Annotated in this window: 27 protein-coding genes; 22 read left to right on the top strand and 5 right to left on the bottom strand. The window is 68.2% G+C overall.

Translation table 11 applies throughout. From position 1 onward, the window contains the following. Positions 1-3 precede the first annotated feature (3 nt). From rplX to truA, 19 genes are all read left to right on the top strand, one after another. Positions 4-363, top strand: coding sequence for a 50S ribosomal protein L24 (gene rplX, locus ABG085_RS03605; RefSeq protein WP_347978067.1), 360 nt, complete (start codon positions 4-6; stop codon positions 361-363). Continuing rightward, positions 363-953, top strand: coding sequence for a 50S ribosomal protein L5 (gene rplE / locus ABG085_RS03610; RefSeq protein WP_163618856.1), 591 nt, complete (start codon positions 363-365; stop codon positions 951-953). Before rplX ends, rplE begins: the two co-directional genes overlap by 1 nt. A gap of 134 nt (positions 954-1,087) precedes the next feature. Beyond that, positions 1,088-1,486, top strand: coding sequence for a 30S ribosomal protein S8 (gene rpsH, locus ABG085_RS03615; protein ID WP_347978068.1), 399 nt, complete (start codon positions 1,088-1,090; stop codon positions 1,484-1,486). A gap of 6 nt (positions 1,487-1,492) precedes the next feature. After that, positions 1,493-2,029, top strand: coding sequence for a 50S ribosomal protein L6 (gene rplF, locus ABG085_RS03620; RefSeq protein WP_347978069.1), 537 nt, complete (start codon positions 1,493-1,495; stop codon positions 2,027-2,029). Positions 2,030-2,031: 2 nt separating this feature from the next. Continuing rightward, a complete protein-coding gene (rplR, locus tag ABG085_RS03625; protein WP_347978070.1) occupies positions 2,032-2,391 on the top strand; it encodes a 50S ribosomal protein L18 in 360 nt (119 codons plus the stop codon). After that, positions 2,388-3,080, top strand: coding sequence for a 30S ribosomal protein S5 (gene rpsE / locus ABG085_RS03630; protein WP_194414495.1), 693 nt, complete (start codon positions 2,388-2,390; stop codon positions 3,078-3,080). The genes rplR and rpsE overlap by 4 nt, the downstream gene beginning before the upstream one ends. Further along, entirely contained in the window at positions 3,080-3,265 is a 186-nt protein-coding gene (rpmD, locus tag ABG085_RS03635) for a 50S ribosomal protein L30 (RefSeq protein ID WP_018171461.1), read from the top strand. The genes rpsE and rpmD overlap by 1 nt, the downstream gene beginning before the upstream one ends. Next, entirely contained in the window at positions 3,265-3,870 is a 606-nt protein-coding gene (rplO, locus tag ABG085_RS03640; RefSeq protein ID WP_163618861.1) for a 50S ribosomal protein L15, read from the top strand. The genes rpmD and rplO overlap by 1 nt, the downstream gene beginning before the upstream one ends. 99 nt (positions 3,871-3,969) lie before the next feature. Beyond that, a complete protein-coding gene (secY, locus tag ABG085_RS03645; RefSeq protein ID WP_347978071.1) occupies positions 3,970-5,292 on the top strand; it encodes a preprotein translocase subunit SecY in 1,323 nt (440 codons plus the stop codon). After that, complete coding sequence (locus ABG085_RS03650; protein WP_347978072.1) at positions 5,289-5,882, top strand: adenylate kinase; 594 nt, start codon at positions 5,289-5,291, stop codon at positions 5,880-5,882. The genes secY and ABG085_RS03650 overlap by 4 nt, the downstream gene beginning before the upstream one ends. Before the next feature lie 4 nt (positions 5,883-5,886). Further along, positions 5,887-6,729, top strand: coding sequence for a type I methionyl aminopeptidase (map, locus tag ABG085_RS03655; protein ID WP_347978073.1), 843 nt, complete (start codon positions 5,887-5,889; stop codon positions 6,727-6,729). A 10-nt stretch (positions 6,730-6,739) separates the two neighbouring features. Continuing rightward, positions 6,740-7,438 carry a thioredoxin domain-containing protein gene (locus ABG085_RS03660; protein WP_347978074.1) on the top strand — a complete coding sequence of 233 codons (699 nt, stop codon included), beginning with the start codon at positions 6,740-6,742 and terminating at the stop codon, positions 7,436-7,438. 167 nt (positions 7,439-7,605) lie between these two features. Then, entirely contained in the window at positions 7,606-7,827 is a 222-nt protein-coding gene (gene infA, locus ABG085_RS03665) for a translation initiation factor IF-1 (protein ID WP_017201569.1), read from the top strand. Between the two features lie 91 nt (positions 7,828-7,918). Further along, the gene (gene rpmJ / locus ABG085_RS03670; RefSeq protein ID WP_005050492.1) at positions 7,919-8,035 is read left to right on the top strand and encodes a 50S ribosomal protein L36; all 117 of its coding nucleotides are present in this window, start codon (positions 7,919-7,921) and stop codon (positions 8,033-8,035) included. A gap of 215 nt (positions 8,036-8,250) precedes the next feature. Further along, complete coding sequence (gene rpsM, locus ABG085_RS03675) at positions 8,251-8,625, top strand: 30S ribosomal protein S13 (RefSeq protein ID WP_163618869.1); 375 nt, start codon at positions 8,251-8,253, stop codon at positions 8,623-8,625. Positions 8,626-8,658: 33 nt separating this feature from the next. Further along, a complete protein-coding gene (rpsK, locus tag ABG085_RS03680; protein ID WP_018171470.1) occupies positions 8,659-9,057 on the top strand; it encodes a 30S ribosomal protein S11 in 399 nt (132 codons plus the stop codon). Between the two features lie 145 nt (positions 9,058-9,202). Beyond that, a complete protein-coding gene (locus ABG085_RS03685; RefSeq protein ID WP_163618871.1) occupies positions 9,203-10,192 on the top strand; it encodes a DNA-directed RNA polymerase subunit alpha in 990 nt (329 codons plus the stop codon). A 39-nt stretch (positions 10,193-10,231) separates the two neighbouring features. Further along, positions 10,232-10,798, top strand: a complete 567-nt coding sequence (rplQ, locus tag ABG085_RS03690; RefSeq protein WP_347978075.1) for a 50S ribosomal protein L17 — start codon at positions 10,232-10,234, stop codon at positions 10,796-10,798. A 122-nt stretch (positions 10,799-10,920) separates the two neighbouring features. Continuing rightward, a complete protein-coding gene (gene truA, locus ABG085_RS03695; RefSeq protein ID WP_347978076.1) occupies positions 10,921-11,781 on the top strand; it encodes a tRNA pseudouridine(38-40) synthase TruA in 861 nt (286 codons plus the stop codon). 19 nt (positions 11,782-11,800) lie between these two features. Here truA and ABG085_RS03700 read toward each other — a convergent pair whose 3' ends face one another. Then, entirely contained in the window at positions 11,801-12,247 is a 447-nt protein-coding gene (locus tag ABG085_RS03700; RefSeq protein WP_347978077.1) for a hypothetical protein, read from the bottom strand. A gap of 179 nt (positions 12,248-12,426) precedes the next feature. Between ABG085_RS03700 and ABG085_RS03705 the strand changes: the two genes are divergently transcribed. Continuing rightward, on the top strand, positions 12,427-13,143 hold the full coding sequence (locus ABG085_RS03705) for an endonuclease/exonuclease/phosphatase family protein (RefSeq protein WP_347978078.1): 717 nt from the start codon (positions 12,427-12,429) through the stop codon (positions 13,141-13,143). A gap of 5 nt (positions 13,144-13,148) precedes the next feature. On the opposite strand, the gene ABG085_RS03710 is transcribed toward ABG085_RS03705, so the two are convergent. After that, positions 13,149-14,009 (bottom strand): hypothetical protein, encoded by an 861-nt coding sequence (locus ABG085_RS03710; RefSeq protein ID WP_347978079.1) that lies wholly within the window; start codon positions 14,007-14,009, stop codon positions 13,149-13,151. Positions 14,010-14,087: 78 nt separating this feature from the next. Here ABG085_RS03710 and ABG085_RS03715 point away from each other — a divergent pair, with 78 nt between their 5' ends. Together ABG085_RS03715 and ABG085_RS03720 are read left to right on the top strand one after the other, a co-directional pair. Beyond that, a complete protein-coding gene (locus ABG085_RS03715; RefSeq protein WP_347978080.1) occupies positions 14,088-14,552 on the top strand; it encodes a VanZ family protein in 465 nt (154 codons plus the stop codon). Between the two features lie 87 nt (positions 14,553-14,639). Further along, positions 14,640-16,604, top strand: coding sequence for a DUF4012 domain-containing protein (locus tag ABG085_RS03720; protein WP_347978081.1), 1,965 nt, complete (start codon positions 14,640-14,642; stop codon positions 16,602-16,604). Positions 16,605-16,638: 34 nt separating this feature from the next. Here the strand turns inward: ABG085_RS03720 and ABG085_RS03725 are convergent, their stop codons facing one another. The 3 genes from ABG085_RS03725 to ABG085_RS03735 all read right to left on the bottom strand — a co-directional run bounded on the left by ABG085_RS03725 (position 16,639) and on the right by ABG085_RS03735 (position 21,052). After that, the gene (locus ABG085_RS03725) at positions 16,639-17,964 is read right to left on the bottom strand and encodes a UDP-glucose/GDP-mannose dehydrogenase family protein (RefSeq protein ID WP_347978082.1); all 1,326 of its coding nucleotides are present in this window, start codon (positions 17,962-17,964) and stop codon (positions 16,639-16,641) included. A gap of 82 nt (positions 17,965-18,046) precedes the next feature. Further along, the gene (locus tag ABG085_RS03730; RefSeq protein WP_347978083.1) at positions 18,047-19,486 is read right to left on the bottom strand and encodes a polysaccharide biosynthesis tyrosine autokinase; all 1,440 of its coding nucleotides are present in this window, start codon (positions 19,484-19,486) and stop codon (positions 18,047-18,049) included. A 93-nt stretch (positions 19,487-19,579) separates the two neighbouring features. After that, positions 19,580-21,052, bottom strand: coding sequence for a polysaccharide biosynthesis tyrosine autokinase (locus tag ABG085_RS03735; RefSeq protein WP_347978084.1), 1,473 nt, complete (start codon positions 21,050-21,052; stop codon positions 19,580-19,582). Positions 21,053-21,060 lie beyond the last annotated feature (8 nt).

The following is a 21,060-nucleotide window of genomic DNA, read 5'->3' on the forward strand; positions in this document are numbered from 1 at the left end:
CACATGGCCAAGATCAAGAAGGGTGACCTGGTTCAGGTCCTCAACGGCAAGAAGCAGGACAAGGGCGGCGACCGCGGCAAGCAGGGCAAGGTCCTCGAGGTCCTCGCCGACCAGAACCGCGTCATCGTCGAGGGCGTCAACTTCGTCACGAAGCACAACCGCGTCGGTCAGTCGCAGCGCGGCACCAAGACGGGCGGCATCGAGACGATGGAAGCCCCGATCCACATCTCCAACGTCGCCGTCGTCGACCCCTCGACCAAGAAGCCGACCCGTGTCGGCCACCGGGTCGAGGAGCAGACCAAGGACGGCGTGAAGCGCACCGTCCGCGTGCGCTACGCGAAGAAGTCAGGCAAGGACCTCTGATGAGCACCGCAACTGCCGCGCCGGCTGGCAAGATCCAGCCGCGCCTGAAGCAGAAGTACAACACCGAGATCAAGAAGGCTCTGCAGGACGAGTTCGGCTACGCCAACGTCATGCAGACGCCCGGCCTGGTCAAGGTCGTCGTGAACACCGGTGTCGGCGAGGCAGCTCGCGACAGCAAGGTGATCGATGGCGCGGTCGACGACCTCACCAAGATCACCGGCCAGAAGCCGGTCGTGACCAAGGCCCGCAAGTCCATCGCACAGTTCAAGCTGCGCGAGGGTCAGGCCATCGGCGCGCACGTCACCCTCCGGGGCGACCGCGCGTGGGAGTTCATCGACCGTCTCGTCAACCTCGCCCTGCCCCGCATCCGCGACTTCCGCGGCCTGTCGGGTGCGCAGTTCGACGGCAACGGCAACTACACGTTCGGTCTCCAGGAGCAGTCCGTGTTCCACGAGATCAACCAGGACAAGATCGACCGCGTCCGCGGCTTCGACATCACCATCGTGACGACGGCCAAGACGGATGCCGAGGGTCGCGCGCTTCTGCGCCACCTGGGCTTCCCGTTCAAGTCGGACGACGCGCAGGCGTAACTCCTGAAACGGATGCCGCGGCCGGCGCGCGAGCGGCGGTCGCGGCATCCGATCACATAACTGAATACGGCAATCATGGAAGGTCGTCTGGCGTGTAACGGCAGCCGATACCTCGTGAACAAAGGAATCAACAAATGACAATGACAGACCCGGTCGCAGATATGCTGACCCGTCTGCGCAACGCGAACTCGGCGCACCACGACTCGGTGTCCCTGCCGAATTCCAAGCTCAAGACCCACATCGCCGAGATCCTCAAGCAGGAGGGCTACATCTCCGCGTGGGAGATCAGCGACGCTCGCGTCGGCCAGACCCTCACGCTGACGCTCAAGTACGGCCCGAACCGCGAGCGGTCGATCGCCGGCATCAAGCGCGTCTCCAAGCCCGGCCTCCGCGTCTACGCGAAGTCCACCGAGATCCCGCGCGTCCTCGGCGGCCTCGGCGTCGCGATCCTGTCCACCTCCTCCGGTCTTCTCACCGACCGCCAGGCAGAGCAGAAGGGCGTGGGTGGGGAAGTCCTCGCCTACGTGTGGTGATCTGACATGTCGCGAATCGGTCGTCTTCCGATCGACATCCCCGCCGGCGTGACCATTTCGGTCGAGGGCCAGGATGTCGCCGTCAAGGGCCCCAAGGGCGAGCTCGCGCTCACCGTGGCCCGTCCCATCGAAGTCAAGGTCGAAGAGGGCCAGGTCATCGTGACCCGTCCCGACGACGAGCGCGAGTCGCGCTCGCTGCACGGCCTGACCCGCACGCTCATCAACAACAACATCATCGGTGTCACCCAGGGCTATTCCAAGGGCCTTGAGGTCGTCGGCACGGGTTACCGCGTGGCGCAGAAGGGCAGCTCGATCGAGTTCGCCCTCGGCTTCTCGCACCCGGTCCTGATCGACCCGCCCGCCGGCATCACCCTGACCGTCGAGGGCAACAACAAGGTCACCGTGAGCGGCATCGACAAGCAGGCGGTCGGCGAGGCCGCGGCCAACATCCGCAAGATCCGCAAGCCCGAGCCGTACAAGGGCAAGGGCGTGCGGTATGCGGGCGAGGTCGTCCGCCGCAAGGCCGGAAAGAGTGGTAAGTAACCATGGCTGTCAAGACAAAGACTCAGGCGCGTTCGCGCCGTCATGCCCGCCTTCGCAAGAAGGTCGTCGGCACCCCCGAGCGTCCGCGCCTGGTCGTCACGCGCTCGGCCCGCCACGTCTTCGTGCAGATCGTAGACGACAGCAAGGGCCACACACTGGCCTCCGCCTCGACGCTCGAGACCGACCTGCGCGCGTCCGACGTTGACAAGACCGCCAAGGCCCGCAAGGTCGGCGAGCTCCTCGCGGAGCGCGCGAAGGCCGCCGGTGTCTCGGATGTCGTGTTCGACCGTGGCGGCAACCGCTACGCGGGCCGTGTCGCGGCGATCGCCGACGGCGCCCGCGAGGGAGGTCTGAACCTGTGAGTGACAACAAGGAGAACATCGTGACCGAGCAGGCAGCTGCCGAGGCTCCGGCCGAGGCCGCCGCGACGGCGCCCGCCGAGCGCGAGCGCGAGCCGCGCCGCGGTGGACGCGAGCGCAACCAGACCCGTGGTGACCGTGGCGGTCGTGACCGCAACGAGAGCCAGTTCCTGGAGCGCGTCGTCACCATCAACCGCGTGTCGAAGGTCGTCAAGGGTGGTCGTCGCTTCAGCTTCACCGCGCTCGTCGTCGTCGGCGACGGCAACGGTGTGGTCGGCGTCGGCTACGGCAAGGCCCGTGAGGTGCCGCTGGCGATCTCGAAGGGCGTCGAAGAGGCCAAGCGCAACTTCTTCCGCGTGCCGCGCGTCGGCTCGACCATCCCGCACCCCGTGCAGGGTGAGGCCGCTGCCGGTGTGGTGCTGCTGCGCCCGGCCGCTGCCGGTACCGGTGTCATCGCCGGTGGTCCGGTGCGTGCCGTGCTCGAGTGCGCCGGCATCCACGACGTGCTGTCGAAGTCGCTCGGCTCGTCGAACACGATCAACATCGTCCACGCGACGGTGGAGGCCCTGAAGCAGCTCGAGGAGCCCCGTGCGGTCGCCGCGCGTCGCGGTCTCGACTTCGACCAGGTCGCCCCCGCCCGTCTCGTCCGTGCCGAGGCTGAGGCCGCGGCCGCTGCGAAGGCAGGTGTCTGATGGCTGCGCGTCTGAAGGTCACGCAGGTCAAGTCCAAGGTGAGCGAGAAGCAGAACCAGCGCGACACGCTGCGTTCGCTCGGTCTGAAGCGGATCGGCGACTCGGTCGTCCGTCCCGACGACGCGCAGACGCGCGGCTACGTCCGGACCGTCGCTCACCTCGTAAAGGTTGAGGAGATCGACTGATGGCTGAGAAGGCCCAGAAGAACGAAGCCGTCGAGGCTGAGAAGGCGCCCAAGAAGGCTCCTGCCAAGAAGGCTGCTGCCCCCAAGGCTGCGGCCGACAAGGCGCCGGCCAAGAAGGCTGCCGCCCCCAAGAAGGCTGCGCCCAAGAAGGACGTCCCGGCTGCACGCCCGGGCGTGCTGAAGGTGCACCACCTGCGTCCGGTCCCCGGATCCAACACCCCGAAGACCCGCGTGGGTCGTGGTGAGGGTTCGAAGGGCAAGACCGCCGGCCGTGGCACCAAGGGCCAGAAGGCCCGCTACCAGGTCAAGGTGGGCTTCGAGGGTGGCCAGATGCCGCTGCACATGCGCACCCCGAAGCTGCGCGGCTTCAAGAACCCGTTCCGCGTCGAGTACCAGGTCGTGAACCTGGACAAGCTCGCGGAGCTGTACCCGGCCGGTGGCGACGTCACCGTCGGCGACCTGGTCGCCAAGGGTGCAGTGCGCAAGAACGAGAAGGTCAAGGTGCTCGGCACCGGCGACATCTCGGTGAAGCTGACCGTGTCGGTCGACAAGGTCTCGGGTTCTGCCGAGCAGAAGATCGTCGCCGCGGGCGGAACCGTCAAGTAATACGCGCACAGTGGGGGCCGGAGCTTGCTCCGGCCCCCACTGGGTTACCCTGGACGTCGGCACGTCTGCGTGCCGACGCCCCCCTCTGGAGGAATCCTCTTGTTCAGCGCCATCGCGCGGATCTTCCGCACACCCGACCTGCGTCGGAAGATCGCATTCACCCTGGCGATCATCGCCCTGTACCGCTTCGGTGCGCACATCCCGGCGCCGTTCGTCAACTTCCCGAACGTGCAGACGTGTCTGCGGGCCTCCGAGGGCACCGAGGGACTGCTGTCGCTGGTCAACCTGTTCTCGGGTGGCGCACTGCTGCAGCTGTCGATTTTCGCGCTGGGCGTGATGCCGTACATCACGGCGACGATCATCGTGCAGCTGCTGCGCGTCGTCATCCCGCACTTCGAGACCCTCTACAAAGAGGGCCAGTCGGGCCAGGCCCGCCTGACGCAGTACACGCGCTACCTCACGATCGCGCTGGCGCTGCTGCAGTCGACCACCCTGGTCACCGTGGCCCGCAGCGGCCAGCTCTTCGGGACCACCGGTGTTCCCGAGTGCCAGCAGCTCCTCACCAACGACGTGTGGTGGGCGCAGCTCCTGATGATCATCACGATGACCGCCGGCACCGGCCTCATCATGTGGTTCGCCGAGCTCGTCACCGAGCGCGGCATCGGCAACGGCATGTCGCTGCTGATCTTCACGTCGATCGCCGCCGCGTTCCCCGCCTCGATGTGGGCCATCGCGCAGTCCAAGGGCTTCGAGGTCTTCCTCCTCGTGCTGGCCGTCGGCATCGTCGTCGTCGCGCTGGTGGTCTACGTCGAACAGTCGCAGCGCCGCATCCCGGTGCAGTACGCCAAGCGCATGGTGGGTCGCCGCACCTACGGCGGCACCAACACGTACATCCCGATCAAGGTGAACATGGCCGGCGTCGTGCCCGTCATCTTCGCCTCGTCGCTGCTGTACATCCCGGCGCTCATCGCACAGTTCAACCAGCCACAGGCCGGTGAAGAGGTGCCCGCCTGGGTCGCGTGGATCCAGCTGTACCTGGTGCGCGGCGACCACCCGCTGTACATGGCGCTGTACTTCCTGCTCATCGTCGGGTTCACGTACTTCTACGTCGCGATCACGTTCAACCCGGTCGAGGTCGCCGACAACATGAAGAAGTACGGCGGCTTCATCCCCGGCATCCGTGCGGGTCGCCCGACGGCCGAGTACCTCGACTACGTGCTGACGCGCATCACGCTGCCGGGCTCGATCTACCTGGGTCTGATCGCACTGCTGCCCCTGATCGCACTCGCCACGGTCGGCGCCAACCAGAACTTCCCGTTCGGCGGCGCCTCGATCCTCATCATCGTCGGCGTCGGCCTCGAGACGGTGAAGCAGATCGACGCACAGCTCCAGCAGCGTCACTACGAAGGGCTTCTCCGATGACTCGTCTTCTCATCGTCGGACCGCAGGGCTCGGGCAAGGGCACGCAGGGCGTCCGCATCGCGGAGACGTTCGGTGTTCCCGCCGTCTCGACCGGCGATGTCTTCCGCGGCGCCGTCGCGGCGGGCACCGACCTCGGCCGGCAGGTGAAGGCCATCATCGAGGCCGGCGATCTGGTGCCCGACGAGCTCACGAGCGCGGTCGTGCGCGATCGCCTGTCGCAGCAGGATGCCGCAGAGGGCTTCCTCCTCGACGGCTACCCGCGCAACGTCGCCCAAGTCATGCACCTCGACGAGTTCCTCGAGGGACGCGACGAGCAGCTGGACGCGGTCATCGAGCTCGTGGTGCCGCGTGACGAGAGCATCGCCCGCATCTCGCTGCGGGCCGCGGAGCAGGGTCGCAGCGACGACACCGAAGAGGTCATCGCCAACCGTCTCGCGATCTACGAGCGCGAGACGGCGCCGATCCTCGAGGTGTACCGCACGCGCGGGATCGTCGACCGCATCGACGGCGTGGGCTCGCTCGACGAGATCACCGCCCGCATCATCGCGGCGCTCGAGGCGCGCGGTCTCAACCGCGCCGCCGCCGCCTGATCCCGTGTCGTTGCGCCGTTCGATCTACAAGTCGCCCGCCCAGCTACGGGCGATGGTCGAGCCCGGGCTCATCACGGCCGCGGCGCTCGACGCCGCACGCCGCCTGATCGCTCCGGGCGTGACGACGGCGGAGCTGGATGCCGCGGCATCCGCTCTCATCACCGCTCGAGGTGCGAAGTCCAACTTCCAGATGGTGCGCGGGTACCGCCACACCATCTGCGCCTCGGTCAACGAAGAGGTCGTGCACGGCATCCCCGGCGAGCGCGTGCTCGAGGCCGGTGACATCCTGTCGATCGATGCGGGCGCCGAGTTCAAGGGGTGGAACGGCGACTCGGCGTTCACCTTCGTGCTGCCCGACGAGTCCCGGCCCGAGATCGTGGCGGAGCGTCAGCGGCTGTCGGATGTGACCGAGGGCTCGCTCTGGGCCGGCATCGCCGCGATGGCGTCGGCCAAGCACATCGGCGAGATCGGCACGGCGGTTCAGGAGTACATCGAGGCCCACTCTCCGGAGTCCGGGACGTACGGCATCCTGCGTGAGTACGTCGGGCACGGCATCGGCCGCAAGATGCACGAGTCGCCCTCGGTCTTCAACTACCGCGTCCCGGATCCGGGACCGGAGGTGCGCCCGGGTCTCGTGCTCGCGATCGAGCCGATGGTCGTCATCGGCGACCACGCCACGTTCATCGAGGACGACGGCTGGACGGTCTCGACGCTCGACGGCACCGCCGGCTCCCACTGGGAGCACAGCGTGGCCGTGCACGAAGACGGAATCTGGGTGCTCACGGCACCCGACGGCGGTGCCGCGGGCCTGGCTCCCTTCGGTGTGACCCCGCGCGAGATCGCCTAGGAGGCCCGACATGGCACAGACCGCACGCAAGACCAACTGGTTCGCGATCTGGGTGACGGCCGGCGTCGTCGTGGCGCTCGTGCTCGTCGTCGTCCTCGTGGTGACGCTGAACAACGCGGCCACGCCCAAGCCGCTGCCGACCGAGGTCAACACCCCGTCCGCGTCGAACATCGACGGTGAGACCGGTGCGATCCTCGTCGGTGACGGCGAGGACCGCCTCGACACCTACATCGACTTCATGTGCCCGGTCTGCAACCAGTTCGAGCAGGTCTACGGCGCCGAGATCGAAAGCATGGTCGACGCCGGCGACATCACCCTCGGCATCCACCCGATCTCGATCCTCGACGATCAGTCGGACGGGACGCAGTTCTCCACGCGTGCGGCGAACGCCGCCTACTGCGTCGCCGTGGAGGATGCCGACGCGTCGCTGCCGTTCCTGCAGGCGATGTTCGAGGGCCAGCCCGCCGAGGGGACCTCGGGCCTGACGAACAACGAGATCCTCGAGATCGCGTCGGGCGTCGGCGTGACCGGGATCGACTCGTGCGTGAACGACGGCACCTACGCCGGCTTCGTGACCGCGATGACGCCGGAGACCCCGGTTCAGCCCGGGGCCGGCGGGATCGGCACCCCGACGATCGCCGTCAACGGCCAGGTCATCGCGAACTCGACCCTGCCCCCGGCGGGCGAGCTCGCGACGCTCTTCGAGTAAGCCTGCGGACGGCGCATGCCGCGGCCTACGGCATCCGTCGGTGATTTGCCGAGGTCTCCACTATCACGTATGCTTGATCTTTGGTGCGTTGCGCCTTCATTGGCGTGTCGTAGCACCGAATCCCATCCACCGCAGATCGACCGGTCTGCAGAACTGTTAGCGAGCGTATGGCGAAGAAAGACGGTGTCATCGAAATCGAGGGCGTGATCTCCGAGGCGCTGCCCAACGCGATGTTCCGCGTTGAGCTGAGCAACGGACACAAGGTCCTCGCGACGATCTCCGGCAAGATGCGGCAGAACTACATCCGCATCATCCCCGAGGACCGTGTCGTCGTGGAGCTCTCGCCCTACGACCTCACCCGCGGGCGCATCGTCTACCGCTACCGCTAGACCGGTCGAGAAGTAACGCCCCAGTGCTTCGACAGGCTCAGCAACCGAGCCGCGAAGCCTGCCCGGCGAAGACAGCGAAACAGGAAAGAACATGAAGGTCAACCCCTCCGTCAAGCCCATCTGCGACCACTGCAAGGTCATCCGTCGCCACGGTCGCGTCATGGTCATCTGCAAGTCGAACCCGCGTCACAAGCAGCGCCAGGGTTGATTCGGGTCGGGTCAATGCGAGCGCCAGCGAGCGTTGATGCGATCCCGAATCAAGGTTGAGCGAGCGAAGCGAGTCGAAACCCCGCGACGCACGACGGTCTCCACAACTGAACACATCACAGGCAGGGTCAGAACCTCTTCGGAGGGGACACCTCGGGCGGAGGCCCGGGCACCGATTCTGCTCCACACCTCCACTCACTCCATAGGAGAAACCGCATGGCACGTCTTGCCGGCGTTGACATCCCGCGCGACAAGCGCGTGGTGATCGCCCTCACGTACATCTACGGCGTGGGCCGTACCCGCTCGAACGAGATCCTCGCAGCAACGGAGATCGACGAGAACATCCGCGTCAAGGACCTCAGCGACGACCAGCTCATCGCACTCCGCGACCACATCGAAGGCAACTACAAGGTCGAGGGCGATCTTCGCCGCGAGGTCGCCGCCGACATCCGCCGCAAGGTCGAGATCGGTTCCTACGAGGGTATCCGCCACCGTCGCGGCCTCCCGGTGCGCGGTCAGCGCACGAAGACGAACGCCCGTACCCGCAAGGGCCCGAAGCGCACCGTCGCCGGCAAGAAGAAGGCGCGCTAAGGCGCGGCCCCCAGGGTTTAGGAGAGAACGCACATGGCACAGGCCAAGTCCGCCGCGCGCAAGCCGCGCCGCAAGGAGAAGAAGAACATCGCGTTGGGCCAGGCCCACATCAAGTCGACGTTCAACAACACGATCGTCTCGATCACCGACCCGTCGGGCGCTGTCATCAGCTGGGCGTCGTCGGGTGGCGTGGGCTTCAAGGGCTCGCGCAAGTCGACGCCGTACGCCGCCGGCATGGCCGCGGAGTCCGCTGCCCGCCAGGCGCAGGAGCACGGCGTCAAGAAGGTCGACGTCTTCGTCAAGGGCCCGGGTTCGGGCCGCGAGACCGCGATCCGCTCGCTGACGGCCGCCGGCCTCGAGGTCGGCTCGATCCAGGACGTGACGCCGCAGGCGCACAACGGCTGCCGCCCGCCGAAGCGCCGCCGCGTCTGATATTCCGGAGCCGGGGCACCGTCATGGTGCCCCGGCTACCGCACGCTTGGCGGATGCCTCGCTCTGAGGCATCCCGCGAACAAAACTCAACACCTCACCCACCGCACGTGTCATATAGCGGGCACGTGATCGAAAGGAACACATAGTGCTCATCGCACAGCGTCCCACTCTGACCGAGGAGAAGATCGGGGAGTTCCGCAGCCGTTTCGTCATCGAGCCGCTGGAGCCCGGCTTCGGTTACACGATCGGCAACGCGCTGCGTCGCAGCCTCCTGTCGTCCATCCCCGGTGCCGCAGTGACGTCGATCCGCATCGACGGCGTCCTCCACGAGTTCAGCACCATCCCGGGTGTGAAGGAGGATGTCACCGAGATCATCCTCAACATCAAGCAGCTGGTCGTCTCCAGCGAGCGCGACGAGCCCATCACCGCGTACCTGCGCAAGACCGGCGCCGGTGAGGTCACCGCCGCCGACATCTCCGCGCCGGCCGGTGTCGAGGTGCACAACCCCGAGCTCGTCATCGCGACGCTGAACGACACCGCCAAGTTCGAGCTCGAGCTCACGATCGAGCGTGGCCGCGGCTACGTCTCGGCGACGCAGAACCGCAACGAGTACGCCGAGGCCGGTCAGATCCCGATCGACTCGATCTACTCGCCGGTGCTCAAGGTCTCGTACCGCGTCGACGCGACGCGTGCCGGTGAGCGCACCGACTTCGACAAGCTCGTCCTGGACGTCGAGTCGAAGTCGTCGATCGCCCCGCGCGACGCCGTCGCTTCGGCCGGCCGCACCCTGACGGAGCTCTTCGGCCTGGCCCGCGAGCTCAACGTCGAGGCCGAGGGCATCGAGATCGGCCCGGCGCCGGTCGAGACCGTCCTGTCGAACGAGCTGTCGATGCCGATCGAGGACCTCGACCTGTCGGTGCGTTCGTACAACTGCCTCAAGCGCGAGGGCATCAACACCGTGTCGGAGCTCGTCGCCCTCTCGGAGACGCAGCTCATGAACATCCGCAACTTCGGACAGAAGTCGGTCGACGAGGTGCGCGACAAGCTCGTCTCGCTCGGCCTGTCGCTGAAGGACTCGGTCCCCGGGTTCGACGGCGCGCACTTCTACGGCGGCTACGACGACGAGACCGTCTGAGTTCCGGTCCCCCCGAATCTGATCCTGGAGTAACAAAGAATGCCCAAGCCCACCAAGGGTCCCCGCCTCGGAGGCGGCCCCGCCCACGAGCGTCTGCTGCTTGCGAACCTGGCCGCTGCGCTGTTCACCCACAAGTCGATCAAGACGACCGAGACCAAGGCCAAGCGCCTGCGTCCGCTCGCCGAGCGCCTCATCACGTTCGCGAAGCGCGGCGACCTGCACGCGCGTCGTCGCGTGCTGTCGGTCATCGGCGACAAGTCGGTCGTCCACGAGCTCTTCACCGAGATCGCCCCTCTGGTGGCGGACCGTGAGGGCGGCTACACCCGCATCACGAAGGTCGGCAACCGCAAGGGCGACAACGCCCCCATGGCCGTCATCGAGCTCGTTCTCGAGCCCGTGACGAAGAAGCCGTCGGCGAAGAAGGCCGCTGCCGCCAAGGCTGCTCCGGCCGCCGAGGCTCCCGCCGACGAGACGCCCGCTGCTGAGGAGGCTCCCGCCGCCGACGAGGCCGCCGAGGCCGGCGCCGAGTCGCCGGAGGAGGGCGCCGCCGCCGAGGCTGCTGCCGAGGACGCCGTGGAGGCTCCCGCCGAGGAGAAGTCCGCGTAGTCCGGACCCCCTTGCACCGAGAGACCCGCGCCCGTGAGGGTGGCGGGTCTCTCTGCATGTGCGGTCCGGGTGGCGCGGGGGATAGCTGCGGTCGTCCGGCGCCGCCCCAATAGGGTGGGGTGGTGCGCATCCGCCTCGACATCGCCTACGACGGCACGCATTTTCGCGGATGGGCGCGTCAGCCCGGCCTGCGCACCGTGCAGGAGACCCTCGAGTCCTCGCTCGCCCGCGTGCTGGGCGGCGACCCGCGGCTGGTGGTCGCCGGTCGCACCGACGCCGGCGTCCATGCCGCCGGCCAGGTCGCGCACGTGGATCTCGACGAGGCACAGGTGCAGCGCCTGCTCGCGCGGCAAGCCCGCCCGGGCGGCGCAACGCCGACGCTCGACGATCGTGCGGCCGCGCTCGCCGCGCGCATGACGGGCGTGGTGGGCGCCTACTCGGATGTGGCTGTGCGCGCCTCGCGCGTCGCCCCGACCGGCTTCGACGCCCGGTTCTCGGCGGTGTGGCGCCGCTACGAGTACCGCATCGGCGACGCGGTCACCGGCTACGACCCGCTCGAGCGCCATCGCACCACCTCGGTGCGCTCAGCCCTCGATGTGGAGGCGATGGATGCCGCAGCCCGCGCCCTCATCGGGCTGCACGACTTCGCCGCCTACTGCAAGCCGCGCGACGAGGCGACGACGATCCGCACGCTGCTGGAGTTCGACTGGCACCGTGACGACCTGGGCGTGCTGGTCGCGAACGTCAAGGCGGACGCCTTCTGCCACAGCATGGTGCGCGCCCTCGTCGGAGCGTGTGTGGCCGTCGGCGATGGGCGCCTCGCCGTCGACGACGTCGTGGAGATCCGCGACGAGCAGGAGCGCGTCCCCGAGGTGAAGGTGCTCGCCGCGCGCGGGCTCACGCTCACCGAGGTGGGCTATCCCGCCGACGACCTGCTGGCGCAGCGCGCCGAGCAGACACGGGCTCGCCGCGACCGCGAGTGACCTCCCTCGCGACGGCGCCTCAGGCCGTGCGGGGACGCGTGTTGCGCAGTCGCACCGCGGGCGCCGCGCGCCGGGCAGCCGCGACCGGTGCGCGACCGCGGGTGGAGCCCGAACGCGAGCCGACGAGCTCGAGCAGTGCGGCCGCCAGCGGGCTGGCCGACGCCGCCTCGGTCTCGAACGCCTCGGCCACGACAATCGCGGCGCGCTCGAACTCCCGCGCCTTGTCGACCGCGGCGCGGCGCTCGGCCACCACGCGGTCCGCGGCGGCGTGTTCCGCACGCAGCCGCACGCGTTCGGCCTCGTCGACACCTCGCCGGCCGGCGGTACGCTCGAGGGCGTCACCGGCGCGGGAGCGGAGGGCGATGCTGCGGCGCAGCTCGCGCTCCGCGGCTTCGCGCGTGGCTCGGCTGGCGTCGAGGGCGCCCGCGAGCTCAGCTCGGACGGCGGGGGTGGATGCGGCGGCCATGGGGTCCTCCTGGGTCGGTGGTGTCGGCTCAACGATCGGGATGCCGCACAGCGGCACATCACTCCAGAGCAGTCCGCCCGCGTTTTCGTACATCGACGGTCGATCGTCCCTGTGAGGTCCCGTTGTGGATTCCGCAAGGCCATCCGTCGGCAACGTCATCGGCATAAGCTGGCCTGGACATGAAGGTCATCTCTTACAACCTGCGCAAGCACCGGGCGGCCGGCGAACTAGCCCACCTGGTAGAGCGCCACGGTGCAGATGCGCTGTGTCTGCAGGAGGCCGACACCAGCGACATCCCGGACGAGATCTCGGGACTGCGGCTGGCCAAGTCCACGCAGCGCAACCGGCTGGGCCTCGCCGTCTACTACCGCGAGAACACCTACCGCGCGGTCGACGTGCGGGCCATCGCCCTCAAGAAGTCGCTCCACGACCGGGTGCTCAAGCCCGCGGAGGAGCGGATGCTGGGGGTCCGGCTCCACGACATCGACGAGAACATCGACATCATCGTGGCGTCGTTCCATGCCGCTCCACTCACTGCGCTCAACTCACTGCGGCGCCACCAGATCCGGACGGCGCTGGGCGAGCTGCAGCAGCTCGGCGAAGGGCTGCCGGCGCTCATGGTCGGCGACTACAACTACCCCGTGTTCAAGGAGCGGCTCGGCCAGCACGTACGCGAGCAGGGGTACGAGCTCAATCTCAGCGATTCCCGCACCTACACCCGCTACCGCTTCTTCCGCGGCCACTACGACTTCGCGACGTCCGTCGGCTTCGAGATCGACCGGGTGCGCACATTGCCGCAGGGGCTCAGCGACCACTTGCCTATCCTCGTGACCGCCCACCCCGCCGCGGGCGTACGACGCGTCGTCGAGGTCGTGGAGGAGACGGGCGTCGCCTGACCCCGTCAGGCCACGAGCGTCGGGTCGGGCTCAGCCCACTTCTCTATGCCCTGCACCACCCAGAACGCGAAGAACAGCGCCAGGGCGACCGCCTCGACGATGAGGACGATCGGGATGCCGGAGCCGTCGGCCTGCGGCAGCAGGATGACGTACGCGATGAGCGTGACGGCCAGCCCCACCGCGATCACCGTGTAGAGCACGCGGAACACCGGTGTCGGCTGCGGGCCCCGCCGGGGGAAGGCGTTGCGCACCGCGACCGCCGCGAACAGGGCGAAGAAGGCCGTCGTGGCGACGAAGTGCGCCTGCTGCAGGAAGACGTCCCGCGCGAATGCCCACGTCAGTCCGGTGACGGCGAGCACGACGACCGCGATCAGGAGCGACGGCCACACGGCCGCGAGCGACACCTGACCGAGAGCCGCGAGCACGAGGGCGACCAGGAGCGTGAGCGCGCCGAGCACGAGGTACGTGCCGACGCCGTTGGCGACATCCGCTTCGAAGGCGGGCGGGAAGCAGCGCTGGGTGTCGTCGAGGCCGCAGCTGGGCACCTCGACGCCGGGCACGCCATCGGGCAGGAGTGTCGTCGGCACGAGTGCGACGAGGGGAGCGAACAGCGCGGCCGCGTCGAGCAGCGCGCGTTCGGCGCCGCGGCCCGACAACGCGAAGAGGGCAAGGGATGCCGCGATCAGCGCTCCCACGAACACGTTGCGCGCGGGCGTGTAGAAGTAGTCGCTCACCGAGGTGAGCCACCCGTAGGTCGTCACGGCCTGCGCGATCGCGACGAAGATCGCGACGACGGTGCCGGCGATGCCGATCCGCAGGTATCGGTAGGTGCGCTCGAGCGAGGTCGAGACGGATGCGGCGGTCACGGGGTCACCCTATCCGTCGTAGAATCGGCGCAGCATTGCGCGGCATCGGCGCGGCGCCCGAACGGGGGAGGCCGTCGCATGTCCGCTGCGAGGAGGGTGCGGTTCGGCATCCCGCTGCTCATCCTTTACGGGGTCGCCCTTGCGCTGATCGCCTTCTGGCCGGTGCCCGTCGACCGGGAGATGACGGGCCTGCTGCGCGCCCTCGCGCGGGCGGTGCCTCTTCTCAGCTACGACGTGGTGGAGTTCGGCGCCAACGTGCTCCTGTTCGTTCCGCTGGGGATCCTGCTCGCGCTGGCGATGCCGCGTCATCGCCCGCTCGTCGTCCCCGTCGCCCTCGTCGTGACCGGGGCGATCGAAGCGGGACAGGCGCTCTTCCTCGATGAACGGACCGCGAGCCTGCGCGACGTGCTCGCGAACACCCTTGGCGCGGCCGCCGGCCTGCTCATCGTGGTGATCGCCGAGCGGAACTCGTCACGCGCCGTAGCGGTACCGGACAGCGCTCCGCGACGCGACGACGGCGACGGCGTAGAACGCCGGTGGTAGGCAGACCGCCACGATCGTCCCCGCTGCGGTCCGTACGAGCGCAGAAGTCGCGGCGTTCTCCCATCCTCCGACCGTTAGCATGGCCACGTGCACTCCGAAGACGCGATCGTAGGTAATCAGCCGCCGCTGCGGCGCCGCGCCCGCGTGGGGGATCCTGCGGATTCTGCACCGGACCCTGCCGCCGACCCGTTCGCAGACCTCTACGAGCGCGAGAGCGAGAGCGATACACCTCGCCGCAAGCGCCGTGTATGGCTGTGGGTCGTTCTTGCGATCGTCGTACTGCTCCTCGTCGTCGGCGCGATCGCGGGAGTGCTGGCGATCCAGTTCCTCGGCGAGGTGAAGACCGCGCGCTCCGCGCTCGAGAAGGCCAAATCCGGCATTGCCACGCTCAGCTCCCAGTTCGGCTCGGCCGACCAGGCGCAGCTGCAGTCGACTGCCGACGCGATCACCGCAAACGTCGCCGTCGCCGCCGAAACGGTGGACGGGCCCCTGTGGGACATCGCAGCTCAGGTTCCATTCGTCGGTCAGAACGTCGACGCAGTGCAACGCGTGACACGTGCGGTGGACGTCCTCGTGGTGCGCGCTCTCCCGCCCGGCATGCAGTTCATGTCCACCGTCGATCTCGACAAGCTCACCGTCGAGGGCGGGGGTATCAACCTCGAGCCGTTCCGGCAGGTGCAGGGATCCATCCCAGAGATCTCCGGTGCGTTCTCGGAAGCAGAGGCCCTCGTCGCCCCGATCGACACGGCCGCCCTGCTGCCTGAGGTGGGGGAGCCGATCGCCGGCATCCTCGATGTCATCGAGGGCGCAGCCCCCGCACTGGCTGTCGCCGACAAGTACCTCCCGACGCTGCTGAACATCGCAGGGTCGGGCGGGACGAAGACCTACCTGCTCGTCTTTCAGAACAACGCCGAGATCCGCGCGACCGGCGGCAACCCGGCGTCGAGCATGATCGTCACGATGACCGACGGCAAGCTCGGCTACGCCGACCAGGCCACCTCCGCGACGTTCTACGAGGCGGGAACCCAGGGAAACGAGTACATCTCGCTCCCGGGTGAGACGACGAAGATCTACCTGCCGACCCTCACACGGCACTCGCAGGACTACAACTTCACCCCGGACTTCCCCACCACGGCTCAGCTGTTCCAGGCGATCTTCGCCGACACGACGGGCGCACAGTTCGACGGCGTGATCTCGATCGACCCCGTCGTGCTGTCGAACATGCTGTCCGTCGCCGGGCCGCTGACTCTTGGAACGGGCGAGCAGATGACGGCGGAGAACGCCGTGAAGATGCTCTTGAGCGACTCGTACGAGATCTACCCCGACGGGGCGAGCTCGGACGCGTTCTTCACCGACACCGCGAAGCGGGTGTTCGACCACCTCACCTCCTCTTCGTGGGATCCGCTGAAGATGCTCGACGCGCTGAAGCTCTCAGCCGAGGAACAGCGCGTATACCTCGCGTTCACCGATCCCGCGGCGCAGGCCCTCGCGACGGAGTTCGGTGTCGACGGTGCGCTCCCGGCGGACAACGCCGCACAGACGCAGGTCGGCATCTACCTCAATGACTCTTCGGTCGGAAAGCTGGAGTACCACCTGAGTTCGCGCGTCACCGCGACGTGCGACGCGAACGCCCGCACGATCACCACGACGATGGACCTGCACAACGGCATCACCGACGACATCAAGTCGGAGTACACGCTCGGGTGGCGCAACGACAACTACGGGTTGCCGCGCACGACGATGATGCTCGATGTGCTCTACTTCGCGCCGCCGGGGGCGCACATCACGTCCACAGACCCCGCGCGCGGTCAGGTCGCCGGCTGGGAGCGCAACGGTGTCGAGAAGGGCAATACAGCCCTGAGCAAGACCGTGTTCGTGCCCAAGGACGAGACGGTGTCGGTGTCGTACACCGTGGCGCTGCCGCAGGGCGACCTCGGCCCGCTCAATCTGCGACACACTCCGACGGCCAACGCCACGCCGGTGACGATCGACGCGAGCTGCGACGCGCTGTTCCCGCCCTCGGCCGACGGGACGCCCGCCTCCGCAGGCTAGGCCACGCGCCGGGCGGGTCCCGCCGGGGGATCCGTCAGGGACGTCCCATCCCGAAGTACGCCCACCCTGCGGCCCGCCACGCGCCCGCGTCGAGGCAGTTGCGACCATCGACGATGATGCGTCCGGTCGCGAGGTTCCCGGCGTGCTCAGGCGCGAGTTGACGGCGGTATTCGTCCCATTCGGTGACGACGATCACGGCGTCGGCACCGCGCAGCGCCTCGTCGCGATCCTCGACATAGGTGAGCTGCGGGTGCAGCCGGCGGGCGTTGCGGATGGCGGCTGGATCGGTGACGGTGACGGATGCCCCGAGTCCGTGAAGACGAACCGCGACATCGAGACCGGGCGAGTCGCGGATGTCGTCGCTGTGAGGCTTGAAGGCCGCGCCGAGCACCGTGATCTTCTTCTTGAAGACCGATCCGTCGAAGGCCTCGGCTACGAGGTCGACAGCCCTGTCGCGGCGACGCAGGTTGATGGCATCGACCTCGCGCAGGAACGCCACAGACTCGCCTCTGCCGAGCTCTTCGGCCCGCGCCGCGAAGGCGCGGATGTCTTTCGGCAGGCACCCCCCGCCGAACCCGATGCCGGCGCCGAGGAAGCGACGGCCGATGCGCACGTCGTGTCCGATCGCGTCGGCGAGCTGGGTGACATCGGCGCCGGTGACCTCGGCGATCTCTGCCATCGCGTTGATGAACGAGATCTTGGTCGCGAGGAAGGCGTTGGCCGCGACCTTGACGAGCTCGGCCGTCGCCCAGTCGGTGACGATGAACGGTGTGTTCTTCGCAATGGCCGGGTGGTAGACCTCACGCAGCACGTCCGCCGGGTCGGTCTTTTCTCCGGTCGCCGAGCTCTTCGAAGGGCCGACACCCACCACGAGCCTGTCGGGCTCGATCGTGTCTTTCACGGCCCAGCCCTCGCGCAGGAACTCGGGGTTCCACACGAGCGTTGCACCGGTGGCCTCGATGCGCGGCGCGAGCTCTGCGGCGGTGCCGACGGGCACCGTCGACTTTCCTGCCACCACGTCACCCGCGCTGAGGTGCGGGAGCAGGGCGTCGACCGCAGCGTTCACGTATGTGAGGTCTGCGGCGGACCCGTCCTTCTGCTGCGGAGTGCCGACGCCGATGAAGTGCACCGATGCCCCGGATGCCTCCGACACGTCGGTCGTGAACCGCAGGCGGCCCGACGCGACGCCGGCCGTGAGCAGCTCCTGGAGATGGGGCTCGTAGAACGGCGCCTCACCTCGGGAGAGGGACTCGACCTTGCGCGAGTCGACGTCGATGCCGATCACTTCGTGCCCGATCGACGCCATCGCGGCCGCGTGGACGGCACCGAGGTATCCGCAGCCGATCACAGACAGGCGCACGAGGTTCTCCGTTCGCGCGGCGGAGCGCCGCGTGAACATTCCTATCAGACGCCGTGAACCTGATTGAGCCGAGCCCCGGTCATCAGGCGGAGGCCTTGGCGCGGTTTCGTGCCTTCGCCGATCCGCGTTTCGCCGACTTCTTCGAGCCATCGGCGTCATGCGTGGAGCCGTACGTATAAGCGCCGTAACCGTAGCTGTCGGGCCCGCGCGTGGGCAGCATCGTCATGACGAGGCCGAGCAGCTGTCCGCCGGCTGTCTCGAGGCTGCGGATGGCGCCGGTGAGGTCGTGCTTGTTGGTCTTGCCGGACGCCGCGACCATGATGACGCCGCGTGTCTTCTTGCTCAGCACGGCGGCGTCGGTGACGAGCAGCAGCGGCGGCGCGTCGATGAGCACGTAGTCGAAGTGCTCGGTGAGCGCGGCCAGAACGTGGTCCATCGCGACCGCGCCGAGCAGCTCGCTCGGATTCGGGGGCACAGCGCCCGAGGTCAGCACGAAGAGCTGGCCGCGGCCCCACTTCTGCAGCGCGTCGGCGAGCTCGACCCGGCCGATGAGCACGTCGGTGAGCCCCACGCCACCCTCGATGCCCATGTAGTCTGCGACGCGCGGCAGACGCAGGTCGCCGTCGACGAGCGCGACGCGAGCGCCGGTCTCGGCCAGTGCGATCGCAAGGTTCGCAGTGGTGGTCGACTTTCCTTCACCAGGTCCGGCGCTCGAGACGACGAAGGAACGCGGCCCGCCCTCGATATTGAGGAACTGCAGGTTCGTGCGCAGGGACCGGAACGACTCGGCGCGGGGGCTGCGGGGGTCGGCGTGCACGATGAGCGGGCGCTTCTGCGCGCCCGGGTCGAAGGCGATGCCGCCGAGCAGGGGAGCGGTCGTGAGCTGCTCGATATCGTGCAGCGTGCGCACGCGCGTGTCGAGCACGGTCCGCAGCACGCCGATGCCGATTCCGGCGGCCAGGCCGAGCAGCGTGCCGAGCGCGATGTTGAGCATGGTGTTGGGGCTCGACGGGTTCGCCGGGGCCACCGCCGGCTGCACCGTCGTCACCTGCACGGGGCTCGCGGCATCCGGCGTCGTGGGCTGCTCGAGGGTCGTCTGCACTGCGTTGGCCAGACTGGCCGCCGTGGCGTCGGCGATGGCTGCCGCCTGCTCAGGGTCAGTGTCGGTGACGGTGATGTCGATCATCACGGTGTTGAGGGGAGCGGATGCCGACACTTGGCCGCTCAGCTGAGCGGCGGTCATGTCGAGCCCGAGCTGTTCGATCACGGGGTCGAGCACGAGCGCCGTGTTGACGACATCCACGTAGCTCGCAACGATCTGACGAGCGAAAGTCGTGCCCTGCACGAGGTCCCCCGTGGCGGCCCCTTCTGAGCGCACCGACACATAGAGCTGAGTCGTCGACTGGTACTCCGGGTCCTGCGTGAAGGAGTACGCCGCACCTGCGGCTGCGCCGACGAAGGTGAGCACGAGGATGAGGATCCAGTTCTTGTGCAGGATCCTGATGTAGTCGCGCAGTTCCACGTCGCTAGATTTCCTTCGTCGTCAGGCGCAAACGGGCAGAGCGTGCGCCGTCGGCCATTGTCTCACAGGGCGCGACTCAGACCTGGGCGGCTCCTAGGAGGCGGCGTGCGTCACCCCGTAGGTGTACTGGCTGTACGCCGTGCTGTCGGGACCCTTGGTCGGGAGCTTGGTGATGATGACGCCCAGCAGCTTGGCGTCGGCTGAGGCGATGGCCTTTACCGCTCCGGCGAGCTGCGGCTTGCGTGTCGAGCCGGACGCTGCCACGAGGATCGCTCCGGTCGTGAGGCGTGTGAGGACGGCCGCGTCGGTCACGGCAAGCAGCGGGGGCGCGTCGATGATGATGTAGTCGAAGGCGCGGCGCAGCTCTTCGAGCGTCTTCCACATGGCCCGCGAGCCGAGCAGTTCGGCCGGGTTCGGCGGCAGGCTCCCCGCCGGAAGCAGGAACAGCTTGCTGCGCCCCCACGGCTGCATCGCGCCCGACAGGGGCACTCGTCCGACGAGCACGTCCGACAGCCCCACGCCGCCCTCGATGTTGAAGTTGTCGGCGACGCGCGGCTTGCGAAGGTCGGCGTCGAGGAGCGCGACCCGCATGCCGGTCTCGGCGAGCGTCAACGCAAGGTTCGCGGCGGTCGTCGACTTGCCCTCGGCGGGTGCCGAGCTGGTGATGACGAACGCGGGAGTTCCCGCTTCGACGTTCAGGAACTGCACGTTCGTACGCACCCGCCGGAACGCCTCGGAGCGTGGGTCGTGGGGTGCGGCCCGCACAACCAGCGGCCGCTCGGCCGATTCGGGGTCGAACGGGATGCCGCCCAGGATCGGCGCATCGACGACGGCTTCGACATCCTGGACGGTCCGCACGCGGGTATCGAGCACCGAACGCAGCAGGGCGAGGCCGGTTCCGGCAGCGAGGCCCACGAGCAGGCCGAGAGCGAGGTCGAGCCGCAGGTTGGGCGACGACGGCTCGGTCGGCACCTTCGCGGCCGAGATGGTCTCGACGCGCACCTTGCTCTCCGCCTCGGTGCCGGTGGGCGCTTCGAGCTCGGTCGTGACGGCGGTGGCCAGGCTGTCGCCGATCGCGTTGGCCAGCTGCGCGGCCTGGCTGGGGTTCTCGTCGGTGACGGTGATCGTCATCACCTGGGTGTTGAGAGGAGCGGATGCCGTGACCTGCGCGGCGAGCTCGCCCGAGGTCGTGTCGAGGCCGAGGTCTTGGATGACTGAGTCGAGCACGATCGCGGTCGGCACGACCCGCACATAGTTGGTCACCGCCTGGCGGGCGTAGCTGGTGCTCTGCGCGAGGTCCCACGCGGCGCCGCTGTTGCGGACGGAGACGAACTGCTGCACGGTCGACTGGTACAGCGTGGGCGAGAGCAGCGCTGTCATAGCTCCGACCGAGCCGCCGATGATCGTGCACGCGAGGATCAGCAGCCAGCTGCGCCGAAGCAGCGCCACATAGTCCCTCAGCTGCAACGATCCCCCCACAGGTCTGCGGCCACACAGGCGCGCCCGGCTATTCTGAATGCTGGCGCCGGATGTGCGCGCCGAACAGCACATTCGATCCTCGCACATCACGAACG

The organism is Microbacterium sp. ProA8 (genome assembly GCF_039905635.1).
GTDB lineage: Bacteria > Actinomycetota > Actinomycetes > Actinomycetales > Microbacteriaceae > Microbacterium > Microbacterium chionoecetis.